Annotated in this window: 14 protein-coding genes and 1 pseudogene; 7 read left to right on the forward strand and 8 right to left on the reverse strand. The window is 68.9% G+C overall.

The genetic code is table 11. The features are described from left to right. Positions 1-52: 52 nt before the first annotated feature. Positions 53-727, forward strand: coding sequence for a TetR/AcrR family transcriptional regulator (locus tag OG787_RS45645; RefSeq protein ID WP_405539340.1), 675 nt, complete (start codon positions 53-55; stop codon positions 725-727). Positions 728-1,225: 498 nt separating this feature from the next. On the opposite strand, the gene OG787_RS45650 is transcribed toward OG787_RS45645, so the two are convergent. Further along, positions 1,226-1,711, reverse strand: coding sequence for an Lrp/AsnC family transcriptional regulator (locus OG787_RS45650; protein ID WP_405539341.1), 486 nt, complete (start codon positions 1,709-1,711; stop codon positions 1,226-1,228). Positions 1,712-1,872: 161 nt separating this feature from the next. On the opposite strand from OG787_RS45650, the gene OG787_RS45655 reads away from it, so the two are divergent. After that, positions 1,873-5,388: an indolepyruvate ferredoxin oxidoreductase family protein gene (locus OG787_RS45655; RefSeq protein ID WP_405539342.1), complete on the forward strand. Its 3,516-nt coding sequence runs from the start codon at positions 1,873-1,875 to the stop codon at positions 5,386-5,388. A gap of 197 nt (positions 5,389-5,585) precedes the next feature. Here the strand turns inward: OG787_RS45655 and OG787_RS45660 are convergent. The 3 genes and pseudogenes from OG787_RS45660 to OG787_RS45670 all read right to left on the reverse strand — a co-directional run. After that, a pseudogene (locus OG787_RS45660) lies at positions 5,586-6,315 on the reverse strand (transposase); the annotation flags it as partial. Positions 6,316-6,397: 82 nt separating this feature from the next. Beyond that, a complete protein-coding gene (locus OG787_RS45665; protein ID WP_405539344.1) occupies positions 6,398-7,342 on the reverse strand; it encodes a nuclear transport factor 2 family protein in 945 nt (314 codons plus the stop codon). A gap of 96 nt (positions 7,343-7,438) precedes the next feature. Then, the gene (locus OG787_RS45670) at positions 7,439-8,857 is read right to left on the reverse strand and encodes an FAD-binding oxidoreductase (protein ID WP_405539345.1); all 1,419 of its coding nucleotides are present in this window, start codon (positions 8,855-8,857) and stop codon (positions 7,439-7,441) included. A 73-nt stretch (positions 8,858-8,930) separates the two neighbouring features. Here OG787_RS45670 and OG787_RS45675 point away from each other — a divergent pair, with 73 nt between their 5' ends. Beyond that, positions 8,931-9,587: a TetR/AcrR family transcriptional regulator C-terminal domain-containing protein gene (locus tag OG787_RS45675; RefSeq protein ID WP_405539347.1), complete on the forward strand. Its 657-nt coding sequence runs from the start codon at positions 8,931-8,933 to the stop codon at positions 9,585-9,587. A gap of 28 nt (positions 9,588-9,615) precedes the next feature. Here OG787_RS45675 and OG787_RS45680 read toward each other — a convergent pair whose 3' ends face one another. The 4 genes from OG787_RS45680 to OG787_RS45695 form a co-directional block, all read right to left on the reverse strand. After that, complete coding sequence (locus OG787_RS45680; protein ID WP_405539349.1) at positions 9,616-10,455, reverse strand: fumarylacetoacetate hydrolase family protein; 840 nt, start codon at positions 10,453-10,455, stop codon at positions 9,616-9,618. A gap of 160 nt (positions 10,456-10,615) precedes the next feature. Then, positions 10,616-11,362 (reverse strand): FadR/GntR family transcriptional regulator, encoded by a 747-nt coding sequence (locus OG787_RS45685; protein ID WP_405539351.1) that lies wholly within the window; start codon positions 11,360-11,362, stop codon positions 10,616-10,618. A gap of 60 nt (positions 11,363-11,422) precedes the next feature. Next, a complete protein-coding gene (locus tag OG787_RS45690; RefSeq protein ID WP_405539352.1) occupies positions 11,423-12,013 on the reverse strand; it encodes a VOC family protein in 591 nt (196 codons plus the stop codon). A 129-nt stretch (positions 12,014-12,142) separates the two neighbouring features. Then, positions 12,143-13,078 carry a PDR/VanB family oxidoreductase gene (locus OG787_RS45695; RefSeq protein WP_405539354.1) on the reverse strand — a complete coding sequence of 312 codons (936 nt, stop codon included), beginning with the start codon at positions 13,076-13,078 and terminating at the stop codon, positions 12,143-12,145. A gap of 557 nt (positions 13,079-13,635) precedes the next feature. Here OG787_RS45695 and OG787_RS45700 point away from each other — a divergent pair. From OG787_RS45700 to OG787_RS45715, 4 genes are read left to right on the forward strand one after another with little or no spacing between them, the layout of a single operon-like run. Then, on the forward strand, positions 13,636-16,449 hold the full coding sequence (locus OG787_RS45700; protein ID WP_405539355.1) for an ABC transporter permease subunit: 2,814 nt from the start codon (positions 13,636-13,638) through the stop codon (positions 16,447-16,449). Beyond that, positions 16,430-17,212, forward strand: coding sequence for an ABC transporter ATP-binding protein (locus OG787_RS45705; RefSeq protein ID WP_405539356.1), 783 nt, complete (start codon positions 16,430-16,432; stop codon positions 17,210-17,212). Before OG787_RS45700 ends, OG787_RS45705 begins: the two co-directional genes overlap by 20 nt. After that, positions 17,209-18,387: an ABC transporter substrate-binding protein gene (locus OG787_RS45710; RefSeq protein WP_405539358.1), complete on the forward strand. Its 1,179-nt coding sequence runs from the start codon at positions 17,209-17,211 to the stop codon at positions 18,385-18,387. The genes OG787_RS45705 and OG787_RS45710 overlap by 4 nt, the downstream gene beginning before the upstream one ends. Beyond that, positions 18,384-19,127 (forward strand): SDR family NAD(P)-dependent oxidoreductase, encoded by a 744-nt coding sequence (locus tag OG787_RS45715; RefSeq protein WP_405539359.1) that lies wholly within the window; start codon positions 18,384-18,386, stop codon positions 19,125-19,127. The genes OG787_RS45710 and OG787_RS45715 overlap by 4 nt, the downstream gene beginning before the upstream one ends. Positions 19,128-19,173: the final 46 nt, after the last annotated feature.

Raw genomic sequence — 19,173 nt, forward strand, 5'->3', positions numbered from 1 at the left:
TACGATAACAGAGGAAATGGATGGGGTGCTCCATTTGGCTTAGAGTGGGGTCATGACTCAGCCCGCAGTCCCCGAGGAGGTACAGCCGTCCCTGCGTACGGACGCCGAACGCAACCGCTCACTCCTTGCGACGGCGGCCCGCCAGGTCTTCGCGGAGCAGGGACTTGACGCGCCGATGGCCGTGATCGCCCGCCGCGCGGGTGTCGGCATCGCCACGCTCTACCGGCGTTTCCCCACCCGCGAGGACCTCATCGGAGCGGTGTTCGCCGACCGAATGGACACCTATGTCGACCTCATCGACGAGGCCCTTGCCGACCCCGACCCCTGGCACGGCTTCCGCACCTACATCGAGCACATCTGCGCCATGCAGGCCGCCGACCGGGGCTTCGCCGATCTCCTCACCATGACCCTGCCCATGGCCAAGGGCTTGGAGGCCAGGCGGGCGGAGGCGTACGAGCGCTGGCTGGAACTGATCGCCCGTGCCAAGGAGGGCGGACGGCTGCGCTCCGACTTCTCCCCCCAGGACCTTCCCGTCCTGCTGATCGCCAACGCCGGCGTCCTCGCCGCCACCGTCGACGCTGCCCCCGACACCTGGCGCCGCCAGGTCGCCTACCTGCTCCAGGCCTTCGCGGTCCAGGGGCCCGACCCCCTGCCTCCCGCTCCGGCCCCCAGGGACCTGTTTCGCGCCATGCGCCGATTCACCGATCGGAGCGACGTCGACCGCTGATCCGGGCCGGCGCGCCGACCAGGCGTCCAAACCCCACCGCCGGAGCCGGGGCTCCACTCTCAGGGCCCGTTCGCCGGGTCCGGGGCGGGCAGGATGAGGCGGGAACGCAGAGTCGCATGGCAACCGACCGCTCCAACGCCGTAGGCGGATACGGCGCTCCGGGCACTCTCGCGATACCGCCGACATCACCGCCACAGTCGAACACTGATTCACCTTCGATGTCGCTCACCTCAACAAGAAGGGGTGGCGGGAACCGGCCCGAAGTCACGGCCGACACGACCAATTCGACGACATCGCCCCAGCCATCGCGGGCCTGGTCTCCAGGCGGCAAGCGGATGGCCGGGCAGGCCTCCGGAATCGGGCCCGTGCGCCTGGTGGCCGGACGGGCCGACATGGGGTGTGGCGGCGGTCGTGTCCGGTGCCGCACCGACGCTCGGGCACTCGTGCTCACCATTGGCGTCACGGACGCGGCGAGAAGCGGGGCGGACGGCGGCGCCGTCACTTCGCCGGAAGTTCGTGCCGTCTACCCGCTCGTGCGACGAGGGGGAGCACGCGGTAGCCCACGCGCTCGCTGAGCGCGACCTCCGTCTTGGTGCGGACGACGCCGGGCAGCCCGATCAGCTTCTGGATGACATCCTCCAGATGGGCGTTGTCGCGAGCGACTGCCCGGCAGACCAGGTCGCCCTCCCCGGCGATACTGAATGCCTCGATGACCTCGGCGATTGCGCCGAGATGAGTGGTGACCTCCTCCAGTCTGCCCTGTGCCAGGTGGAGGTGGACCAGCGCGAGTACGGGATAGCCCATTGCGGCGGGACTGAGCCGAGGGGCGAAACTGGCGATCACGCCCTCCCGTTCCAGGCGTGTCAGCCGACTCTGCACCGTCCCCCGGGCGACCCCCAGTATGCGTGCGTACTCCCGCATGCCGGCGCGTGGTTCCTCAAGCAGGAGGCGCAGCAGCGCCGCGTCCAGATCATCCATGTCCATGGCTGTACCGATTGCCCTTCTCGTCGGGCGGCGCGCGCTCAGAACTGGGCTACTGGCCCAGCTGAACCCAATTGGTATTGACCCGATGGCGTAAGTGGAGCCTAACATCCGGTCCATTGGGTCAGGTGTTGTGCTGGCAATCGGAATTCAGGCGGTAGGACATGGCAACTGCGGTGACCGGTACGGCTACGGGCAGCAGCTTCACCCTCGAAGACCGCTACGTGCGTGAGGAGGGCACGGTCTACCTCACCGGCGTCCAGGCTCTCGTGCGCCTGCTCTTCGACCGGGTCAGGCACGACCGACGCGTCGGTCGGAACTCCGCCGCGTTCGTCTCCGGCTACGAGGGCTCTCCGCTCGCGGGATTCGACCTGGAGCTGGGCCGCCGCTCGAAGCTGCTCAACGAGTACGACGTCGTGCACCGACCTGGTCTCAACGAGGAACTCGGTACCACCGCCGTCATGGGCAGCCAGCTCGCCGGCACGGTCGGCAAACTGCGGCCGGACGGTGTGACAGGAGTCTGGTACGGCAAGTCGCCGGGCCTGGACCGGGCGAGCGACGCCTTCCGGCACGCGAATCTGGCGGGCACCGATCCGCGCGGTGGTGCGCTGGCCCTGGTCGGTGACGATCCGGTCGCCAAGTCCTCGACCGTGCCGTGTGCCTCCGAGCTAACCCTGGCAGACCTTGCGATGCCCACCTTCTATCCGGCCGACTCACAGGACATAGTCGATTACGGCCTGCACGCCGTGGAACTGTCGCGGGTGAGCGGAGTGTGGGCGGCGATGAAGGTCGTCACCAATGTCGCGGACGCGGCGAACACCGCCGTCGTACGGGGCGACTGGACACCGCCCGAGGTGCCGACGCTCGGTTTCACCAAGCCCTACTCACACAAGCCCAGTACCCATCTGCTCGGCGCCAGTCTGGCCGCCCTGGAACGCAGCCTGTACACCGAGCGGCTGCCACTGGCCCTGGAGTACGTGCGGGCCAGCGGCGTCAACCGGATCATCGGCGGCGCCCGGCAGGGGGACCGGATCGGCATCATCGCGGCGGGCAAGCCCTACCTGGACCTCCAGCAGGCGCTGCGAACCCTCGGTCTGGACGAGTCGGCCCTGGAGCGGTACGGGGTCAGGCTGCTGAAGCTGGGCGTCATCCACCCCCTGGACCCCACCCTCGTACGGGAGTTCGCGACCGGACTGACGGAGATCATCGTCGTCGAGGAGAAGCGGTCGTTCATCGAGCTGGCCGTCAAGGAGATCCTGTACGGCGTCACCGGCGCACCCACCGTGCACGGCAAGACCGCGCCGGATGGAACCGTGTTGTTCGGCCAGGCCGGGGAACTGGGCGCGGACGCCGTCGCGGCCGGGCTCGGGCGGCGGCTGTCGGCGCCCGAGTACGGGGACATCGAGCCGGTCGCCACCTGGCGGGAGCGGCGCCGTCGGGAGCGCGTCCAGCTGCCGCTGCTGGGCGCGGCCCGGACCCCGTACTTCTGCTCGGGCTGTCCGCACAACTCCTCGACGAAGGTCCCGGAGGGCTCGCTGGTGGGGGCCGGGATCGGTTGCCACACCATGGCCGTCTTCATGGAACCCGACCAGGTGGGCACGGTCACGGGCCTCACTCAGATGGGCGGTGAGGGCGCCCAGTGGATCGGGATGGCTCCCTTCACCGATCATCAGCACTTCGTGCAGAACATCGGCGACGGCACCTTCACGCACTCCGGGAGCCTCGCGGTGCGCGCGGCGGTCGCGGCGGGCGTCAACATCACCTACAAGCTGCTGTACAACGACGCGGTGGCGATGACCGGTGGCCAGGAGGCGGTCGGCGGGCTGTCGATCGACCGGGTTGCCCAGCTGCTGCTCGTCGAGGGTGCCGCCAAGGTGATCATCACGACCGAGGATCCCGAGCGGCTGCGCAAGGCAGGGATCCCCAAGCGGGTGGAGGTCCGGCACCGCGACGAACTGATGCGCAGTCAGGAGGAACTGGCCGCGACCCCGGGTGTCACGGTGCTTGTCCACGACCAGGAGTGCGCTGCCGAGAAGCGCCGCAAGAGGCGCCGCGGCAAGGTGGAGACGCCTCCGACCAAGGTCGTGATCAACGAGCGGGTGTGCGAGGGCTGCGGCGACTGCGGAGTCAAGTCCAACTGTCTGTCCGTACAGCCGGTGGAGACCGAGTTCGGCCGCAAGACCCACATCGATCAGTCGTCGTGCAACGTCGACTACTCGTGCCTGGCCGGCGACTGCCCCTCGTTCATGACCGTCGTGCCCAGCGGACGCAAGGCCGAGCACCGCCAAGCCGCCGAGCTGTCGGCGGAGGCACTGCCCGAACCCGAACGGCGCGTGAAGGGAGACGACTTCACCGTACGCATCACGGGCGTCGGCGGCACCGGCATTGTGACGGTGGCCCAGATCCTCGCCATCGCCGCCGTGATCGACGGCAAGCAGGTCCGCACACTCGACCAGACGGGCCTTGCCCAGAAGGGCGGTGCGGTCGTCTCGGACGTCAAGATCACTTCGTCCGTCGTCGAGCAGGCCCCGAAACTGGCCAACGCGGAATGCGACCTCTATCTGGCCTGCGACTCGTTGGTCGGCACCGACCCGCAGTACCTCGAGGTGGCCGACCCGGACCGCACGGTGGCGGTCATGTCGACCACCGAAGTGCCCACCGGTAAGATGATCATCGATACGACGGCGTCGTTCCCGGAGCAGAGCAGCATCCGGGCGGCGATCGACGCGGCCAGCGCGCACGCGCTCTACCTCGACGGACGCGGGCTGGCCGAAGCTCTCTTCGACGACGACCAGTACGCCAACATCCTGCTCCTGGGCGCCGCCTACCAGTCCGGGGGGCTCCCGCTCCCGGCGGCTTCGATCGAGCAGGCCATCCAGCTGAACGGCGTGGCCGTGGAGCGCAACATCCAGGCGTTCCGACGTGGCCGCCAACTGGTCGTCGACCCCGAGGCCGTGAGTGCCTCCACCAAGCGCGGCGGCGCTCGTACCCCTGGACAGCCGAGCGTCGCCGCCCAGCACCTCAGGGCCCTCGTGCACGCTGAGCACGGCACGGAACTGGCCCGGTTGCTGGACATCAGGGTGCCGGAACTCATGGCCTACCAGGACGAGAAATACGCCCGTCGCTACGCCGAATTCGTCGAGCGGGTGAGGGTGCTGGAAGGCGGTCCCCTCGACGTCACCGAGGCGGTGGCCCGCAACCTGCACAAGCTCATGGCCTACAAGGACGAGTACGAGGTCGCCCGCCTCCACCTCGACGAAGGACTGCTGGCCGACATCGAGGCGCAGTTCGGCGAGGGTTCGACGTACACCTACCAGTTGCATCCGCCGGTGCTGAGGGCCATCGGCATGAAGCGGAAGATCGGCCTCGGCCCCCGCACCCGGCCGGCCCTGCGCGTCCTGCGCGCGATGCGCCGGGTGCGCGGGACACGGCTGGACCTCTTCGGCTACGCGGGCGTACGACGAGTGGAACGCGCGCTCGTCGAGGAGTACAGGGACGCCGTACTGCGCGCCCTCGAAATCGCCCGCTCTCACGGCTCGGCCACCGAGACCGTCGTCGAGCTGGCCGAACTGCCCGACATGGTCCGCGGCTACGAGCACATCAAGCTGGCCAACGTGGCCGCCTATCGGACCAGGCAGGCCGAGTTGCTGACGAAGCTGGAGCTTCCGGTGCCAGCCTGAGGCACACCGTGTCACGTCCGTGCCGCACTCCCTCCCCGCAGTAAACCGATTCGGGCCCCGGCTGATGGCGAATTCGAGGGGTCGCTGCAACACTGCTGGTCAGCTGGCTAGGTCCAGTAGCTTAGCGAGGCGCTCGGCTGGGGTTTCCCAGTCGAGCGTTTTGCGTGGGCGGCTGTTGCCGACATGTCTTTGACGGCGCGGGAGGTGCGTTTGTGGGCCTGGCGGTGCGGGCGCCGATGGGCCCGGCCGGTGCGCAGGGAGCGGGTCAGTTCCCGGCGGAGTTCTCCGCGGCCCTGGACGTAGAGGGCCTGGTAGACGGTCTCGTGGGTCACGTGCATCTCCGGCCGGTCGGGGAAGCGTGCCCGCAGAGCCTGGCAGATCTGTTCGGGGCTCCACCGCATCGTGAGGTGGTCCTGGACGAAGTCCCGCAGCTCGGGGTTGTGGCCGATCTTGCCGGTCTTGGGGCGGGGCCGGCGGGCTTCGGCCCGGGCCTGGGCGGTGTGCGGCCGGTAGTACCAGCCGCCCTTGGGCATGGTCCGCCGGTTGCGCCGTACCTCGCGGCTGATGGTGGACGGGCTGCGGCCCAGCTCGGCGGCGATCTGCCGGAGGGACGCCTTATCGCGCAGCCGGTCGGCGATGTGGATGCGGTCGTGCTCCTGGAGATACCGCGACGCAGCAAGAGGCGGCCCCTCCGGCTCCGGTGGTCCGGGGCGTGTGCCCGGGCTCCTGGTAGATCGGAGGGACCGCCTTGCGGCCCTTTTGGTGGCCGTTGCGCCACTTCTTGCCCGTACGGCGGTCGATGCCGACGATCCGGGCCGCTTCCCGCGTGCTGTAGCCCTGCTCCATGAGCTGGAAGTATGTGGCCCGCTCACGAGTCAACGGCTTGCGCCCCTGCGACTTCCTGTCCTTGCGGATCTGGAAGTCCATGACACCCCTTGAACTGGGGTGTTGCAACGACCACTGGAACTGGAGCGAACAGGGGCCCGAATCACGCGTCCGCGGGGGTGGGTCAGAACATGCCGTTGTCGTTGGCGGAGGTGGTCGGCACGGCCTGGATGATGTCCCAGAACTCGACGACCTTGCCGTCACGGACCCGGAAGATGTCCACGAAGGCAGTCCCGGGATCGTCGGCGGTGCGCTTGAGGTGGTACTGGAGCACGACCAGGTCGCCCTCGGCGACGACCCGCTTGATGTTGAAGGTGACGTCGGGGGACTCGGCGAACAGGTTCCTGAAGAGTTCCTTGGTCGCCGCGATGCCGTTGCCGACGTAGGCACTGTGGTTGTAGTAGGGGTCCTTGGCATAGCGGTCGGGGGCGGTGAGGTCCCGGTTGATGGCGGCCGCGGTGAAGAATTCCAGGGCGATCCTCTTGCTCTCGGCGCCGGAGGCCTTCGGGTCGGGCCCGGGCAGCTGCGGTGAGCTCACGGTGGTGAACATGTCGTTACCGCTGGGGATGGCGTCCGGGACCTGCTGGGAGACTTCCCAGGTCTCGGCGATCCTGCCGTCCTGCATCCGCAGGATGTTGACGACGGTCAGGCCCTTGGTGCCGGGCTCCAGGATGAAGTTGCTGTGCACCGCGACCAGGTCGCCCTCGGCGACGACCCGCTTGATGGAGACGGAGGACTCGGGGTACTGGGCCTTGAGGTCGGCCACGAACGTCCGCAGGCCCGTCGCGCGGTCGGCGACCGCCGGGTTGTGCTGGATGAGGTCGGGCCGTACGTAGGTGTCGATCGCGCTCAGGTCGCCCTCGTTGAACAGCTGGTTGAAGAAGCGCACCACCACCTTCTTGTTGGCGGCGGTCTGGAGCTTGCTGCCGTGGTGGGCCGAGGTTCCGGCCGTGTCGGATGCCGGGGCCGCGGAGGCCGCCGGTACGACCGTGAACAGTGTGGCTGCCGCGACGGCCATTGCGGCGAGCGGCCGGCCGAGGTGGGCACGGCGGAAGGACGGTGTGGACATTGTTCCATCTCCTTGGGTGCGGGTGTGGTGTGATCGCCAGCAGGGCTCAGGCCAGCCAGTGGGGCACGTGGTGGCTGGGCGCGAAAGCCGACTGCTTCAGGAGCCGGCGGGCGCGATGTTCTTGTTGAACCGCAGCAGGTTGTGCGGGTCCCAGGTGTTCTTGGCACGGACGAGCCGGTCGTACTTCTCCGCGGAACCCCACACCTTGCGTCGCCATTCGGGCCCCTGGTCACGGGTGAGGTTGATGTAGGTGTTGTCCCGCATGTGGGGCCGCATGTCGGTGTTGAGGGCGTCCACCCAGTCGCGCAGGACCTGGTCGTCGGCGGGGTCGTCCCAGACCGCGACGGCTTCGCAGAGCCAGTTCGCGCCCTCCCGGGAGAACGCGGCGGACGACTCGTCGAAGTCCTCGCTGATCGCTCCGCCCAGGGCCCAGATGTTCTGCGTGGCGTTGGCCCGCGGACGTACCTCGTCGGGCAGCAGGGCGGCGTGCCGGACGGCGACCTCGATCGCCTCGTCGGACAGCTCGGACAGGTAGCCGCCCTTGCTGTGGGCACGACGGCCGGGCGTGAAGATCATGTCCAGCATCCGGTTCGTCTCGGACCAGCGCCGACGGGTGATCTGGGAGAGGATCGGCCGGCCGAGCGCGGTCAGCGGAGTGGTCGCCGCATCGGCCTTGTCCAGCGGACCCACGTACACGACGATCATCATCAGGATGTCCGTGCCGTAGTGCTCCTCGGGCACCCCGGGCAGCGGCGGACACTGGGTGACCAGGCCGATGCCGGCCAGTTCCCGCGGGGCCTTCGGCATGTGCTCGCGCAGGCCGGCCAGGACGTCGTTGATCTGCTCGCGGGGGTAGAGCACCAATCCGGAGGCCACCTCGCGGTTCATCGGCCTGGCCTGGAACTCGAAGGAGGTGACGATGCCGAAGTTTCCGGCTCCGCCGCGCAGCGCCCAGAACAGGTCCGGGTTCTCGGTCTCACTGGCCCGCACCAGCCGTCCGTCGGTGGTCACCACGTCCATGGAGAGCAGGTTGTCGACGGTGGCCCCGTAGCGGCGCATGTTGTAACCCACGCCGCCGCCCAGCGTCAGACCGGCGACCCCCGTGGTGCTCACGGTGCCGGCGGGCACCACGAGCCCGTACTCCTCCAGCGCGGTGTCCATCTCGCCGAGCACCACGCCGGAGCTCAGTCGCACCACGCTGGTGTCGGGGTCGACGGCGATGTCCTTGAGGGAGCCGAGGTCGAGGACGAGTGCGTCCTGTGGTGAGGCGTAGCCGTCGGCTCCGTGTCCTCCGGCGCGCACTGCGAGGGGGGTACCGGTCTCGGCGGCGTACCGCGCCACGGTGAGCACGTCCTCGGCGTCCGCGGCCCTTGCGATCAAGGCGGGAGCGCCGATATCGGGTGTCGTGATCATGGTCTTGCGGGCGTCCGGGTAACTGGCATCGGCAGGCCGGTGGACCGTGCCGCGGAAACTCTCGGGAAAGTCCTTGAACGCGTCCCCATTCGAACCAGGCATGAGACCTCCTCAGACTTTGGACGCTTGGACGGCGTCCAAGTAGTGAACCCAATAGACTTGGACGATGTCCAAGATGTCAAGTCGTGCATCGGCCCCCGGGAAAAGCCGCGCCCCGGCGGGAATCTCATACACCCAGGTGCTGGCGGCCGCCCTGGAACTACTCGACGAAGCGGGTCTTGACTGTCTGTCGCTGCGGCGGGTGGCGGGCGGAATCGGTGTGCACGCCAACACGGTCCAGTGGCATGTCGGCGACAAGGCCGGCCTGCTGAGAGCCATGGCCGACAGCCTGATGGCCGACTGCACACGTGAACCGCTGCCACCGGATCCGGAGTACCGCGTCCGGACCCTCCTCCAGCGGTTCCGGAGTGCCCTGCTGAGCCACCGCGACGGCGCCCGGATGGCGACCGAGGGGTATTCGCCCGTCGAACCGAACACCCTCGCGCTGACGGAGGCCATGCACCACGCCCTGCTGGAGACCGGCCGTGATCCGCGCGACGCGGCCTGGACCAGTTGGACGCTGGTGTACTTCGCGCTCGGCCTGGTCCAGGAGCAGCAGTCCTCGCCCAGCCGGATGCCGGGGTTCCATGCGGAGGTCTTCGACCTCTCCGGCTTCCCCGCGCTGTCGCGCACCCTTCCGCATCTCAGCGGGAATGACTTCGACGCGCGCTTCGAGCACGGCCTCGACCTCATTCTGGGCTGTCCCCGGGGGCCGTCCAGTCGGCCCGGGTGACCTCCGGCCGACGGCAGTCATCGGTGGCTCAGGGGCGTGGGCCCACGGTGTTGCGCAGTACGCCGATCCGCTCGATCTCCGCCTCGATGACGTCGCCCGGCTCCAGGTAACGGCCGTCCTCGGCGCCCACTCCGTCGGTGGTCCCGGTGAACAGCAGGTCACCGGGACCGAGCGAGGTCCGGGCGAGGACGTACTCGAGGCATTCGTCGACGTTCCACAGCATGCTGCGGGTACGGTCCCGCTGCCGTTCCTCGCCGTTGACCCGCAGCACGATCTCGGTGTCGGGCTGGCCGGAGCCGCCGAACTCGTCCTTCGTGGTGATCCACGGGCCCACGGGGGTCGACCGGTCGAGCGCCTTCATGCTGAACAGGTCGAACCCGCCCAGCGGAGAGGGCGTGTCGCGGGCGCTGACGTCGTTGCCCACCGTGTAGCCGAGTACGCCGTCCGTCGGCCGGGGGAGGGCGGACAGGTCGGACGCGCCGATCACCGCGACGAGTTCGACTTCGAAGTCGAGCTGCTTGGTGATCTCCGGGTAGGCCATCTCCTCGTCGGGGCCGATGATCGCGGCGCGCGGCTTGAGGAACCCAAGGGTGCTGGGCGGCCGTTCGGTCACGCCCAGTTTCTCCAGATGCGACCAGTAGTTCATGCCGACGCCGACGATCGTAGAGGTCGCGGTCAGCGGGGGGAGCAGCTGGACGTCGCCGAGCTGCAGCGGTTTCCCCTCTGGAGTGGGGGTGCCGTGTCCGGCGGTGAGGGCGGGTCCCCAGTCGGTCAGGTCGCCGGCGACCGGCTGGAGTTCACCAGCCTCGATGTCGACGATGCCCCAGGCGCTGCGGCCTTGGTGCCGGAAGTGTGCGATCTTCATCATCGTCCCTGTTCTGAGACGCGGAGCGTCTCGAATTCGCTCTCGTACCGGGAAGCCGGGCCGTCGTACGAGCAGGGGCCCCGGCCTGTGGGCGTACGCCCCGTCCGTCCGGCCGCCCCGACGGCTCTTGGGTCGGGCCCCGGCCGCCTCGAACTGCCTGGGCTCAGGTCCGGGACAGCCACCAGTCGGCCGGGATGAACTCCTCGTCCAACCGGCCCTGCTCCTCGAGCAGTTCGCGGAAGCGGTGGAGGTGGTGTGCCATCGCCTGCGCGGCCTGCTCGGGATCGCGCTCCTCGACCGCGCTGAGAACCGTGTAGTGGTCGTGCCGGGCTCCGTCTTCGTCGGCTCCGCCCAGGTGCAGGCCGGAGGGACTGGAGGAGAGCCCGTGGTGGAGCATGGTGACGGCCATGCGCAGAAAGGAGTTGTTGCTGCACTCGGCCAGTACGGTGTGGAACCTTAGCTCCTCGTGCGGTTCCGTTTCGACGGTCCGCCGCAGCTCGGCGCGTTGCTTGTCGGTGGCCGTCCGGGCCGCCGCCGCGGCGGCCTCGGGTTCGATGAGCAGCCGGTAGTCGATGAGCTCGCGCACCGTCACCTCGGCCATCGTCAGCATCACCACGATGGAGTTCCCGATCCGGTCGATTCCGGGCCGACGGACCAGGATGCCGCCTTCCCTGCCGCGCCGGATCTCTATCAGGCCTTCGGATTCCAGGAGCCTGAGTGCCTCCCGGACCGTGCCGCGAGCCACGCCGTAGCGGGAGATGAGTTCGGCCTCGCTGGACAACCGGTCCCCGGGTCGCATGCCGTGGCCGAGGATGATCGCCCGCAGCCGGTCGGCCAGTTGCTCGGAGACCTTCGGCGCCCGTGGCAGGGATTCCCGCCGCTGGACCGGTCGCTCTACGCCCTCGGTCATCCATCCGCTCTCTAGCGCTACCACTACCGCCGTCACCCAGCCTGTGGGGCATAAACGGTATCAGGTTTGATCGGACTTGTTCGCGCCGTCCTTCTTCTCGTCAAGGGCCTTGCGGAACTGAGCCCGGAAGTCCGGGTCATGAGTGTGGATCATATTGAAGTTGCCCTTGAGGTCATCGAACTCGTGGTGGCCGGTCAGGTCGCGGTCGTCGTCGGCGTAGTCGGCGGAGTAGCCGCCGGGCCGGACCGAGACGATCTCCCACCAGTTCCCGTCGAGGTCGCAGAAGTAGAAGGCGCTGTCGCCGTGCGAATGGCGCGGCTTCTGGACCTGCTTCAGGCCGTACTCGTCCTTGACCCTCAGGAGGGTCTCGTAGGCGGCGTCCACCTCCTCGACGCTGCCGACGTTGAATCCGTTGTGGTTGAGCAGGATCATCTGCGCGTTGACCTTGCCGGTCTCCACGACGGCGTAGGTGTGGTTCGACCCCTTGCGGATCATCAGCGAGCGAGGGCTCGTCTGCAGCACCTGCAGGCCGAGAACCTCCTCGTAGAAACGCCGCGACTGGTGGATGTCGACGCATTCGAGCGTGCCATGGGCCAGCTCCTGCGTCTTCAGCAGCGGTTCGCCCTCGTAGCGGTCGGTGATTCCTGGCATGACGTCTCCTTTGACGTTGTTCCGGGATTCCTCTGGGGCGGCCGGAACGTTAATGAGGATCAGGATAGACCTAATTTGCTGGGGAGGTAACCCCAGTGTTGCGATCAGGCTTCAAGCGTGACTGGACCGTCAGAGGTCGAGGACGAGGCGGGGCGTGCGGGACCAACTGGTGCAGATCATCATTGTTCGCCCGCTGTCCGCCTCCTCCTCGGACAGGACGGTGTCGCGATGCAGCGGAACACCCTCGATGACGGTGGCTTCGCAGGAGCCGCAGTAGCCCTCCTGGCATGAGTAGGCCACCCCCGGTGCGACGTCGAGAATCGCGTCGAGGATGGTCTGTGGGGGCTCGACACGCAGCACCGTGCCGGTTCGGCGCAACTCGACGTCGATGGCGGTGGCGGGCGTGGCTTGGGCCGACTGCGGTGGTGCGCCGGCGGAGAACCGCTCGACATGCAGCGAGCTCGACGGCGGCAGGTCCGAGCAGGACGCTTCCACGGTGCGGAGCAGGCCGGGCGGGCCGCAGGCGTATACGGCCGTGCCGGGAGCCGCACTCTTGATCACCGCGTCGATGTCGGGATACCCCGTCTCGTCGTCGGTGAAGATCTCCACCGCGCTCTGCGGAAGGCGTCCGATCTCGTCGAGGAACGCCATCGAGTCGCGTGTCCGGCCGCCGTAGACGAGTTGCCAGGCCGCTCCTCGGCCCTGCACGGCGCGGATCATCGACAGGATCGGAGTGATGCCGATCCCGCCGGCGATGAACAGATACCGATCGGCGTCGACCAGCCGGAAATGGTTCCGCGGGTCGCTCACCTGCAGGACGGAGCCTTCGTGGAGCAGTTCGTGCACCTCGTGCGATCCGCCGCGGCCGTCGCGTTCGCGGAGTACGGCGACCGTGTGGCTGTGGCGGTCGGCCGGGTCGCCGCAGAGTGAGTAGTGCCTGATCAGGCCGGAGGGTAGGGCGACCTCGATGTGCGCGCCCGGTTCCCAGGCAGGCAGCGGGGATCCGTCAGCTGAGGTCAGCTGGAGGGCCATCACCCCCTCGGCCAGGATCCTGCGTTCTCGCACGAGGAGTTCCCGGACTTCCGAGGCGGCTTTCGAAGCGGCTTCCGGGGGGCGGGTGGCGTTGGAGGGTGTGGGCACGGGGCTCGCCTGTCTTTCGTCATGATCGCCGGCCGACTCGGGCCTGGGCGGGAGCGTGGGGGCCGGGGGATTCCGCCGGCGTCGCCGAATCGGCTCCATCCCGTCGCCGGGCCTTCGGCGGAACTGCATCGTCCATGCATTCCGACCATGCCGCTACGGCACGTGGCCAGAAGTGCGTACATGCATGAATGTACTGTGCGGCGCAAGGGTGTCGCTGTCAATGATTGAGATGTGCTCGGCGGAAAGATCGCTGCCCAGGAGCTGTGCACGCGCCTTGACAGGGCTCTCACCGCCCCTCCAGCATACATGCGTGTATGTATGTTCAATGGTGAACGCCCTCTGGCCTTGCGGTGTGGGGATGCCTCGAAGATCGGGCCTCGCTCCGTGCCTGTCGCCGGTCCCGTGAGGGTGGCGCCCTTGTCGCGGGATCGTCACCACCGACCGCTGTGGTGACGGGTCGACGGAAGCGCAAGGAGGGGCGAATGTTCCAGGCGATTCTCGGGGGGCTTGTCGCGGGGGCGATCTACGCGCTGCTCGGCATCGGTATCGCGACCGCATTCCGGGTCAGCAAGGTCGTCAATCTCGCCCAGGGCAACTTCTTTGTTCTGGGGATCATGGTCGCCGCGTCACTCGCCGGGCCGCTGCCCCTTCCGGTGGCGGTCCTCGGGGCGGTCCTCGTCTGCGCCGGTGCCGGCGCACTCCAGTACCGACTCGTCATCCGCCCGGCGTTGTCGGCCGCGCACGCCACCCAACTGCTCGTCACGCTCGGCAGCGGACTGGCGCTCTCGGGAGCGGTGCGTGTCGTCTGGGGTCCTGACGACCGCTCACTGAGGGCCATGTTCGAGGGGACGACCCGGATCTGGCACGGACGCCTCACTTATCAGGGGATCGTCGTCGTCGTCGCCGCCGTTCTGCTGACCGCGGCCCTCACGCTGTTTCTGCACCGCACCGACGCCGGCCTGCGGATGCGGACGATCGCCGACTCGCCATCGGTGGCCTCGTCCCTCGGCATCAACGTCGCCCGGACCTCCACCGCCGCGTTCGCGCTCTCCGCCGGTCTCGCCGGTCTCGCCGGTGTGCTGATCGCGCCGCTGCTGTTCGTGAACTTCTCCTCCGGGCTCCTCATGACCGTGTACGGGTTCGTCGCGGCCAGCTTCGGAGGATTGTCGTCACTGCCTCTGACGCTCGCGGGCGGCCTCGCGCTCGGCTGCCTGGAGGCGATCGCCGCCCACCAGTTCGACTCCGCGTTGAAGACCCCGCTCGCCATGACCCTGTTCCTGGCGATCGTGCTGGTACGCAACCGGGGCGGCCTCATCCAGCAGGCGCGGGTCGTCCAACGGATCGTTCCGTGGAGAACGCCGGGACGTGGACGGCCGTCGTTCAGAGCTCCGGGTGCCGCGCTCCCGACCGGAGTCAAGGCTCCGGGCGCCGCGCTCCCGGCCCGCAAGGCGTTCTGGCGGCGGAGGAGTGCCGGCACGGCGGCGGCCATCGCCCTGGCGGCTCCCCTCGGGGCGCAGTTCATCGACCCGTACTGGCTGTCGGTCCTGTCGTTCCTCGGCGTATTCGTGATCGTCGGTCTCGGTCTCGACCTCCTGCTCGGCTACACCGGGCTGCTGTCGCTCGGTCAGACGGCGTTCATGGGACTCGGGGCGTACCTGGTCGCCCTGGCGCCGAAGTGGTGGGGGCTCGGGCCCTGGGCCGCCATCGCGGTCGCCGTGCTCATCAGCTGTCTGGCCGCCGCGGTCGTCGGCACCCTCGTCCTCGGGCTTCGCGGCTACTACTTCGCGCTTGCCACGCTCGTGCTCGCCATCACGGCCGAGCTGGTGGCCAACGGATCGCCGGGGCTCCTCGGCGGACCGTCCGGCGTCGACGTCCCCGGGGAGCTGAAGCTCTTTGGCATCTCGTTGGACACCCCGGAGCGGCTGTTCCTCGTGATCTGGGTCATGGTCGCCGCGATCGCCTTCCTGCTCTCCCGCACGGTGACGAGCCGGTTCGGCCTCGGCCTCGACCTGGTGCGCTCGGACCCCGACCTCGCGGCCGCGGCCGGGGTTCCCGCCGATGTCCTCAAGCTTCAGGCGTTCGTGTTCTCGGCGGGCATCGCCGCGGTCGGCGGGGTGCTGTACGCGTATCTGCTGCGGTTCGTGTCGCCGCCGGCCATCGGCTTCGAAGGGGGTATCGACGCGCTCGTCGGACTGATGCTGGGCGGACTGGGCACCGTGTGGGGCGCGTTGGTGGGTGTCGCGGTCGTACGCCTGCTGCCGGAGTGGACCGGGTCGTCCGACACATATCAACTCCTCATCTACGGCGTCCTGCTCACGGCGATCGCGCTGGTCTTCCCCCGGGGGATCGTCGGGAAGGTCGGACACTGGGGCCGGGACGTCGGGCGAAGCCGGACCGCCGGGCCGAAGCGGCTGCCGGCACCGGCCTCCCGGCAGGTCCCGAGCGCGCCGACGGCACCGGCCTCCCGGCAGGTCCCGAGCGCGCCGACGGCACCGGCCTCCCGGCAGGTCCCGAGCGCGCCGGCGGCACCGCGGAGCCACGACCCGCGGCCGTTGCTGGAGGGGCGGTCGCTGACGAAGCGGTTCGGTGGCGTGACCGCGGCCGACGGCATCGACATCGCCCTCGTACCCGGCGAGGTCCATGGCCTGATCGGGCCGAACGGCGCCGGCAAGAGTACGACGCTCGCGCTGCTCAGCGGCCGCCTTCGCCCGACGAGCGGGGCGGTCCGGTTCGGCGGCAAGGACGTGACCGCCCTGCCCGCGTGGGATCTCGCCTCGCTCGGCGTCGTCCAGACGTTCCAGATCCCCCGCTTCCCCGCCGACCAGACATGCTGGGACGTCGCCGCGATGGGAGCGTTCAGCCAAGGGTCGGGAGGGCTCCTGCAGGGTGCCGGACCACGCGGCTCCCGCGTGGTCGGCATGCTGTACGACATCGGCCTCGACTGCCTGGAACGAGTGGGCCTGCTGGGCCAACGCGACCGGCTGGTGAGCGAGTTGAGCACCGGACAGCAGAAGCTGCTGGAACTCGCGCGTGCCCTCGCCGCGCGTCCCCGGGTGCTGCTGGCCGACGAACCGGCCGGTGGCCTGTCCGCCGATGAGCACGAGCGGCTGGGGGTGCTGCTCCGGTCGGTGGCCGAGCAGGGCACCGCGGTCCTGCTGATCGAGCACTCGGTTCCGCTGGTCATGAACGTCTGCGACCGGGTCACCGTGCTGGCCGAAGGCCGCCTGGTCACCTCCGGCAGACCCCGTGAGATCAGGACCAACCAGGAGGTCATCGATGCCTATCTCGGAACCTGAGTGCGTACTCACGCTGGAGGACGTGGCTGTCGGCTACGGACGCACGCGGGTCGTGGGACCGTTGTCCCTCACCGTCGGCCGAGGCGAGATCCTCTGCCTGCTCGGACGCAACGGCGTGGGCAAGACCACACTGCTGCGCGGGCTGCTGAACCAGGCGAAGGTCCAGCAGGGCACGGTCCGCCTCGCGGGTACCGCCATCAGCGGGCGGTCCCCGCACGCCGTCGCCCGGATGGGGATCTCGATCGTGCCCGAAGGGCGCCGGCTGGTGGACGAGATGTCCGTCCGCGACAACATCGCGACCGGCGCCCTCCGGCTGCCGCGGAAGGACCGCAGGCCCGCCGTCGACGCCGAACTCCGCAGGGCCGAGACCTGGCTCCCGGCCCTGCGGGACCGCAAGGGGCTTCGGTCGTCGAAACTCTCCGGCGGTGAGCAGCAGATCGTCGCACTGGCCCGGGCGCTCGCCGGCCGTCCCCGGCTGCTCGTCCTCGACGAGCCCTCGCTCGGCCTCGCTCCGCTCATCGTGCGGCAGTTGTTCGACCATCTCCGCGAACTGGCCGCACAGGGGCTGGCCATCCTCGTCGCCGAACAGAACTTCTCCGCGGCCCTCCGGGTGGCGGACCGCGCCCACGTCCTCGAAGGCGGCGGCATCGCCTTCACGACCTCGCGGGACGCCCCCGCGCACGACGAGGAGGTCATACGCGACCTCGTGTTCGGCCGGACACCCGGCGACAGCGAATCAACGACGACCATGGAGGAACGATGACAAGGCGACCGCATCGACCGTATCTCCCCGTTCTTGTCGCCGGTCTGGCCCTCGTGGCGAGCGCATGCGGCAAGGGCGACGCCGGGACGGCCGGCGGCGGTCAGGGCGGTGGGGGAAAGTACAAGGTGGGGCTCAGCCTCTCGCTCACCGGACCGGCGGCCGCCGTCGGGCGCGACTTCAAGTCCGCGTTCGAGGTGTTCCGCGAGGTGGCTCCCGAGGCCAAGGGGCTGAAACTGGAGTTCGTGGTCTGCGACGACCGTTCAACCCCGGACGGAGCAGCCGCCTGTGCCCGCAAGCTGACGGTCCAACAACGGGTCGACATCGTCTTCGGCCCGCTGCTGGCGGGCACGTACGCGGGCGCCGCCCCGGTGCTGAAGCGGGCTCAGGTCGTGTCGATCGAGCCGTCGCCCTACGTACGTCCGGATCCCGGCACGCCCATCTTCGCCACGGCTGCCCGAGCCGAGGACGCGGACCGAAGAACGCTCGAGTTCGCCAAGAAGAGCGGAGCCGGCCGGCTGGGCGTGCTGGCCACCACCGATGTGTCGGGCGAGAGCGCGGTCGAGAACGTACGCACGATCGCCGCGGATCTCGGTCTCAAGGTCGACATCGAACGGATGGGGCCGGCCGACGTGGACGCCACGGCGCAGCTGAACAGTCTGACGAGCAAGAAGCCCGACATGCTGTACATCCCCGCCCCCGGCGCCGCCTCGGCCGTCGCCCTGAAGGGACTCAAACAACTCGGGGTCGACCTGCCGACCGCGTTGAACTGGGCGAACACCACCAATGAGTTCCTGACCGCGGCCAAGACCGCGTTCCCCAGTGAGGTGTACTACGCCGGTCTGCCCGCGTGGCTGCCGGACGAGCTGGAGGACTCCAAGCGGGGCGAGCAGGCCCGCCGCTTCCAGCAGGCGTTCCAGAAGCGGACCGGGAAGCCGGTCTCGATGGCGGTGCAGAACGGCTATGCCGGATTCCAGGTCCTCGCCCTCACCCTGAAGAACACCGGCGGCCGGCGAGCGGAAGCCGTGAAGTACCTGGAGTCGCTGCACGGCTTCCAGTCGCTCGACTGGAAGATCAGCTACTCCTCTTCCGACCACACCTTGCGGGGCGAGTACGGGATGTTCCGCTATGACGCGACCACGGGCCGGTGGTCGACAGCGACGGAGGCCGGCGCATGAACAACCAACTGGAAGGCAGGACGGTCCTGGTCACCGGATCGTCCCGGGGGATAGGCGCGGCAACCGCCCGGATGGCGGTTGCCCAGGGGGCCCGGGTCGTCCTGCACGGGCGTACCGACAGCGAGGCCCTGCGGAGCATGGGCCATGAGCTGAAGGCGCCGGTCATCGCATGCGACGTGGCCGACCGTGAGGCCGTGGACGCCGCCGTGGAGAGCTGTCTCAGGGAAGTCGGCCGGGTCGACGTCCTGATCAACAACGCGGGCTTCGCCGCCCCCCGGCCCTTTCTCGAACTCGGCCGGGACGAGTGGCACGAGGCGTTCGACGTCAACTTCCTCGGTGCCGTGCACTTCGTCCAGGCGCTGGTACCGCACATGCGGGACAGCGGAGGCGGACGCATCGTCAACATCGCCTCTCTCGTCGGCCATGCGGCGACGACCCAGCCCAGGGTCGTCGCCTACGCGGTCGCGAAGTCGGCGCTGGTCACACTGACGGCGTCGTTGGCGAAGGAACTCGCCCCGGACATTGCGGTCAACGCCGTCTCGCCGGGCTATACGACGACCGAGGCGAATGTGAACTGGAACGAGGAGGCGCGGAGCCGGGCGCGGCGCTCGCTGCTCGGCCGCACGGCCTCCCCCGAGGAGATCGCCGAAGTGGTGCTGTTCCTCGCCGGATCCGGTGCCAGTTTCGTCGTGGGGCAGACGTTGGTCGTCGATGGCGGGTTCACGCTGGCGGGCTACTGAGCGGCTAGGGAAGAGTGTTCCATGAACGTCCGTGGTTCCCGCCGGC

It is taken from the genome of Streptomyces sp. NBC_00075 (assembly GCF_045041225.1).
Taxonomy (GTDB): domain Bacteria; phylum Actinomycetota; class Actinomycetes; order Streptomycetales; family Streptomycetaceae; genus Streptomyces; species Streptomyces adonidis.

Coding starts and splice junctions, on each gene's coding strand:
- OG787_RS45645 (WP_405539340.1), top strand. CDS start 53: ATGACTCAGCCCGCAGTCCCCGAGGAGGTACAGCCGTCCCTGCGTACG.
- OG787_RS45650 (WP_405539341.1), bottom strand. CDS start 1,711: ATGGACATGGATGATCTGGACGCGGCGCTGCTGCGCCTCCTGCTTGAG.
- OG787_RS45655 (WP_405539342.1), top strand. CDS start 1,873: ATGGCAACTGCGGTGACCGGTACGGCTACGGGCAGCAGCTTCACCCTC.
- OG787_RS45665 (WP_405539344.1), bottom strand. CDS start 7,342: ATGTCCACACCGTCCTTCCGCCGTGCCCACCTCGGCCGGCCGCTCGCC.
- OG787_RS45670 (WP_405539345.1), bottom strand. CDS start 8,857: ATGCCTGGTTCGAATGGGGACGCGTTCAAGGACTTTCCCGAGAGTTTC.
- OG787_RS45675 (WP_405539347.1), top strand. CDS start 8,931: ATGTCAAGTCGTGCATCGGCCCCCGGGAAAAGCCGCGCCCCGGCGGGA.
- OG787_RS45680 (WP_405539349.1), bottom strand. CDS start 10,455: ATGATGAAGATCGCACACTTCCGGCACCAAGGCCGCAGCGCCTGGGGC.
- OG787_RS45685 (WP_405539351.1), bottom strand. CDS start 11,362: ATGACCGAGGGCGTAGAGCGACCGGTCCAGCGGCGGGAATCCCTGCCA.
- OG787_RS45690 (WP_405539352.1), bottom strand. CDS start 12,013: ATGCCAGGAATCACCGACCGCTACGAGGGCGAACCGCTGCTGAAGACG.
- OG787_RS45700 (WP_405539355.1), top strand. CDS start 13,636: ATGTTCCAGGCGATTCTCGGGGGGCTTGTCGCGGGGGCGATCTACGCG.
- OG787_RS45705 (WP_405539356.1), top strand. CDS start 16,430: ATGCCTATCTCGGAACCTGAGTGCGTACTCACGCTGGAGGACGTGGCT.
- OG787_RS45710 (WP_405539358.1), top strand. CDS start 17,209: ATGACAAGGCGACCGCATCGACCGTATCTCCCCGTTCTTGTCGCCGGT.
- OG787_RS45715 (WP_405539359.1), top strand. CDS start 18,384: ATGAACAACCAACTGGAAGGCAGGACGGTCCTGGTCACCGGATCGTCC.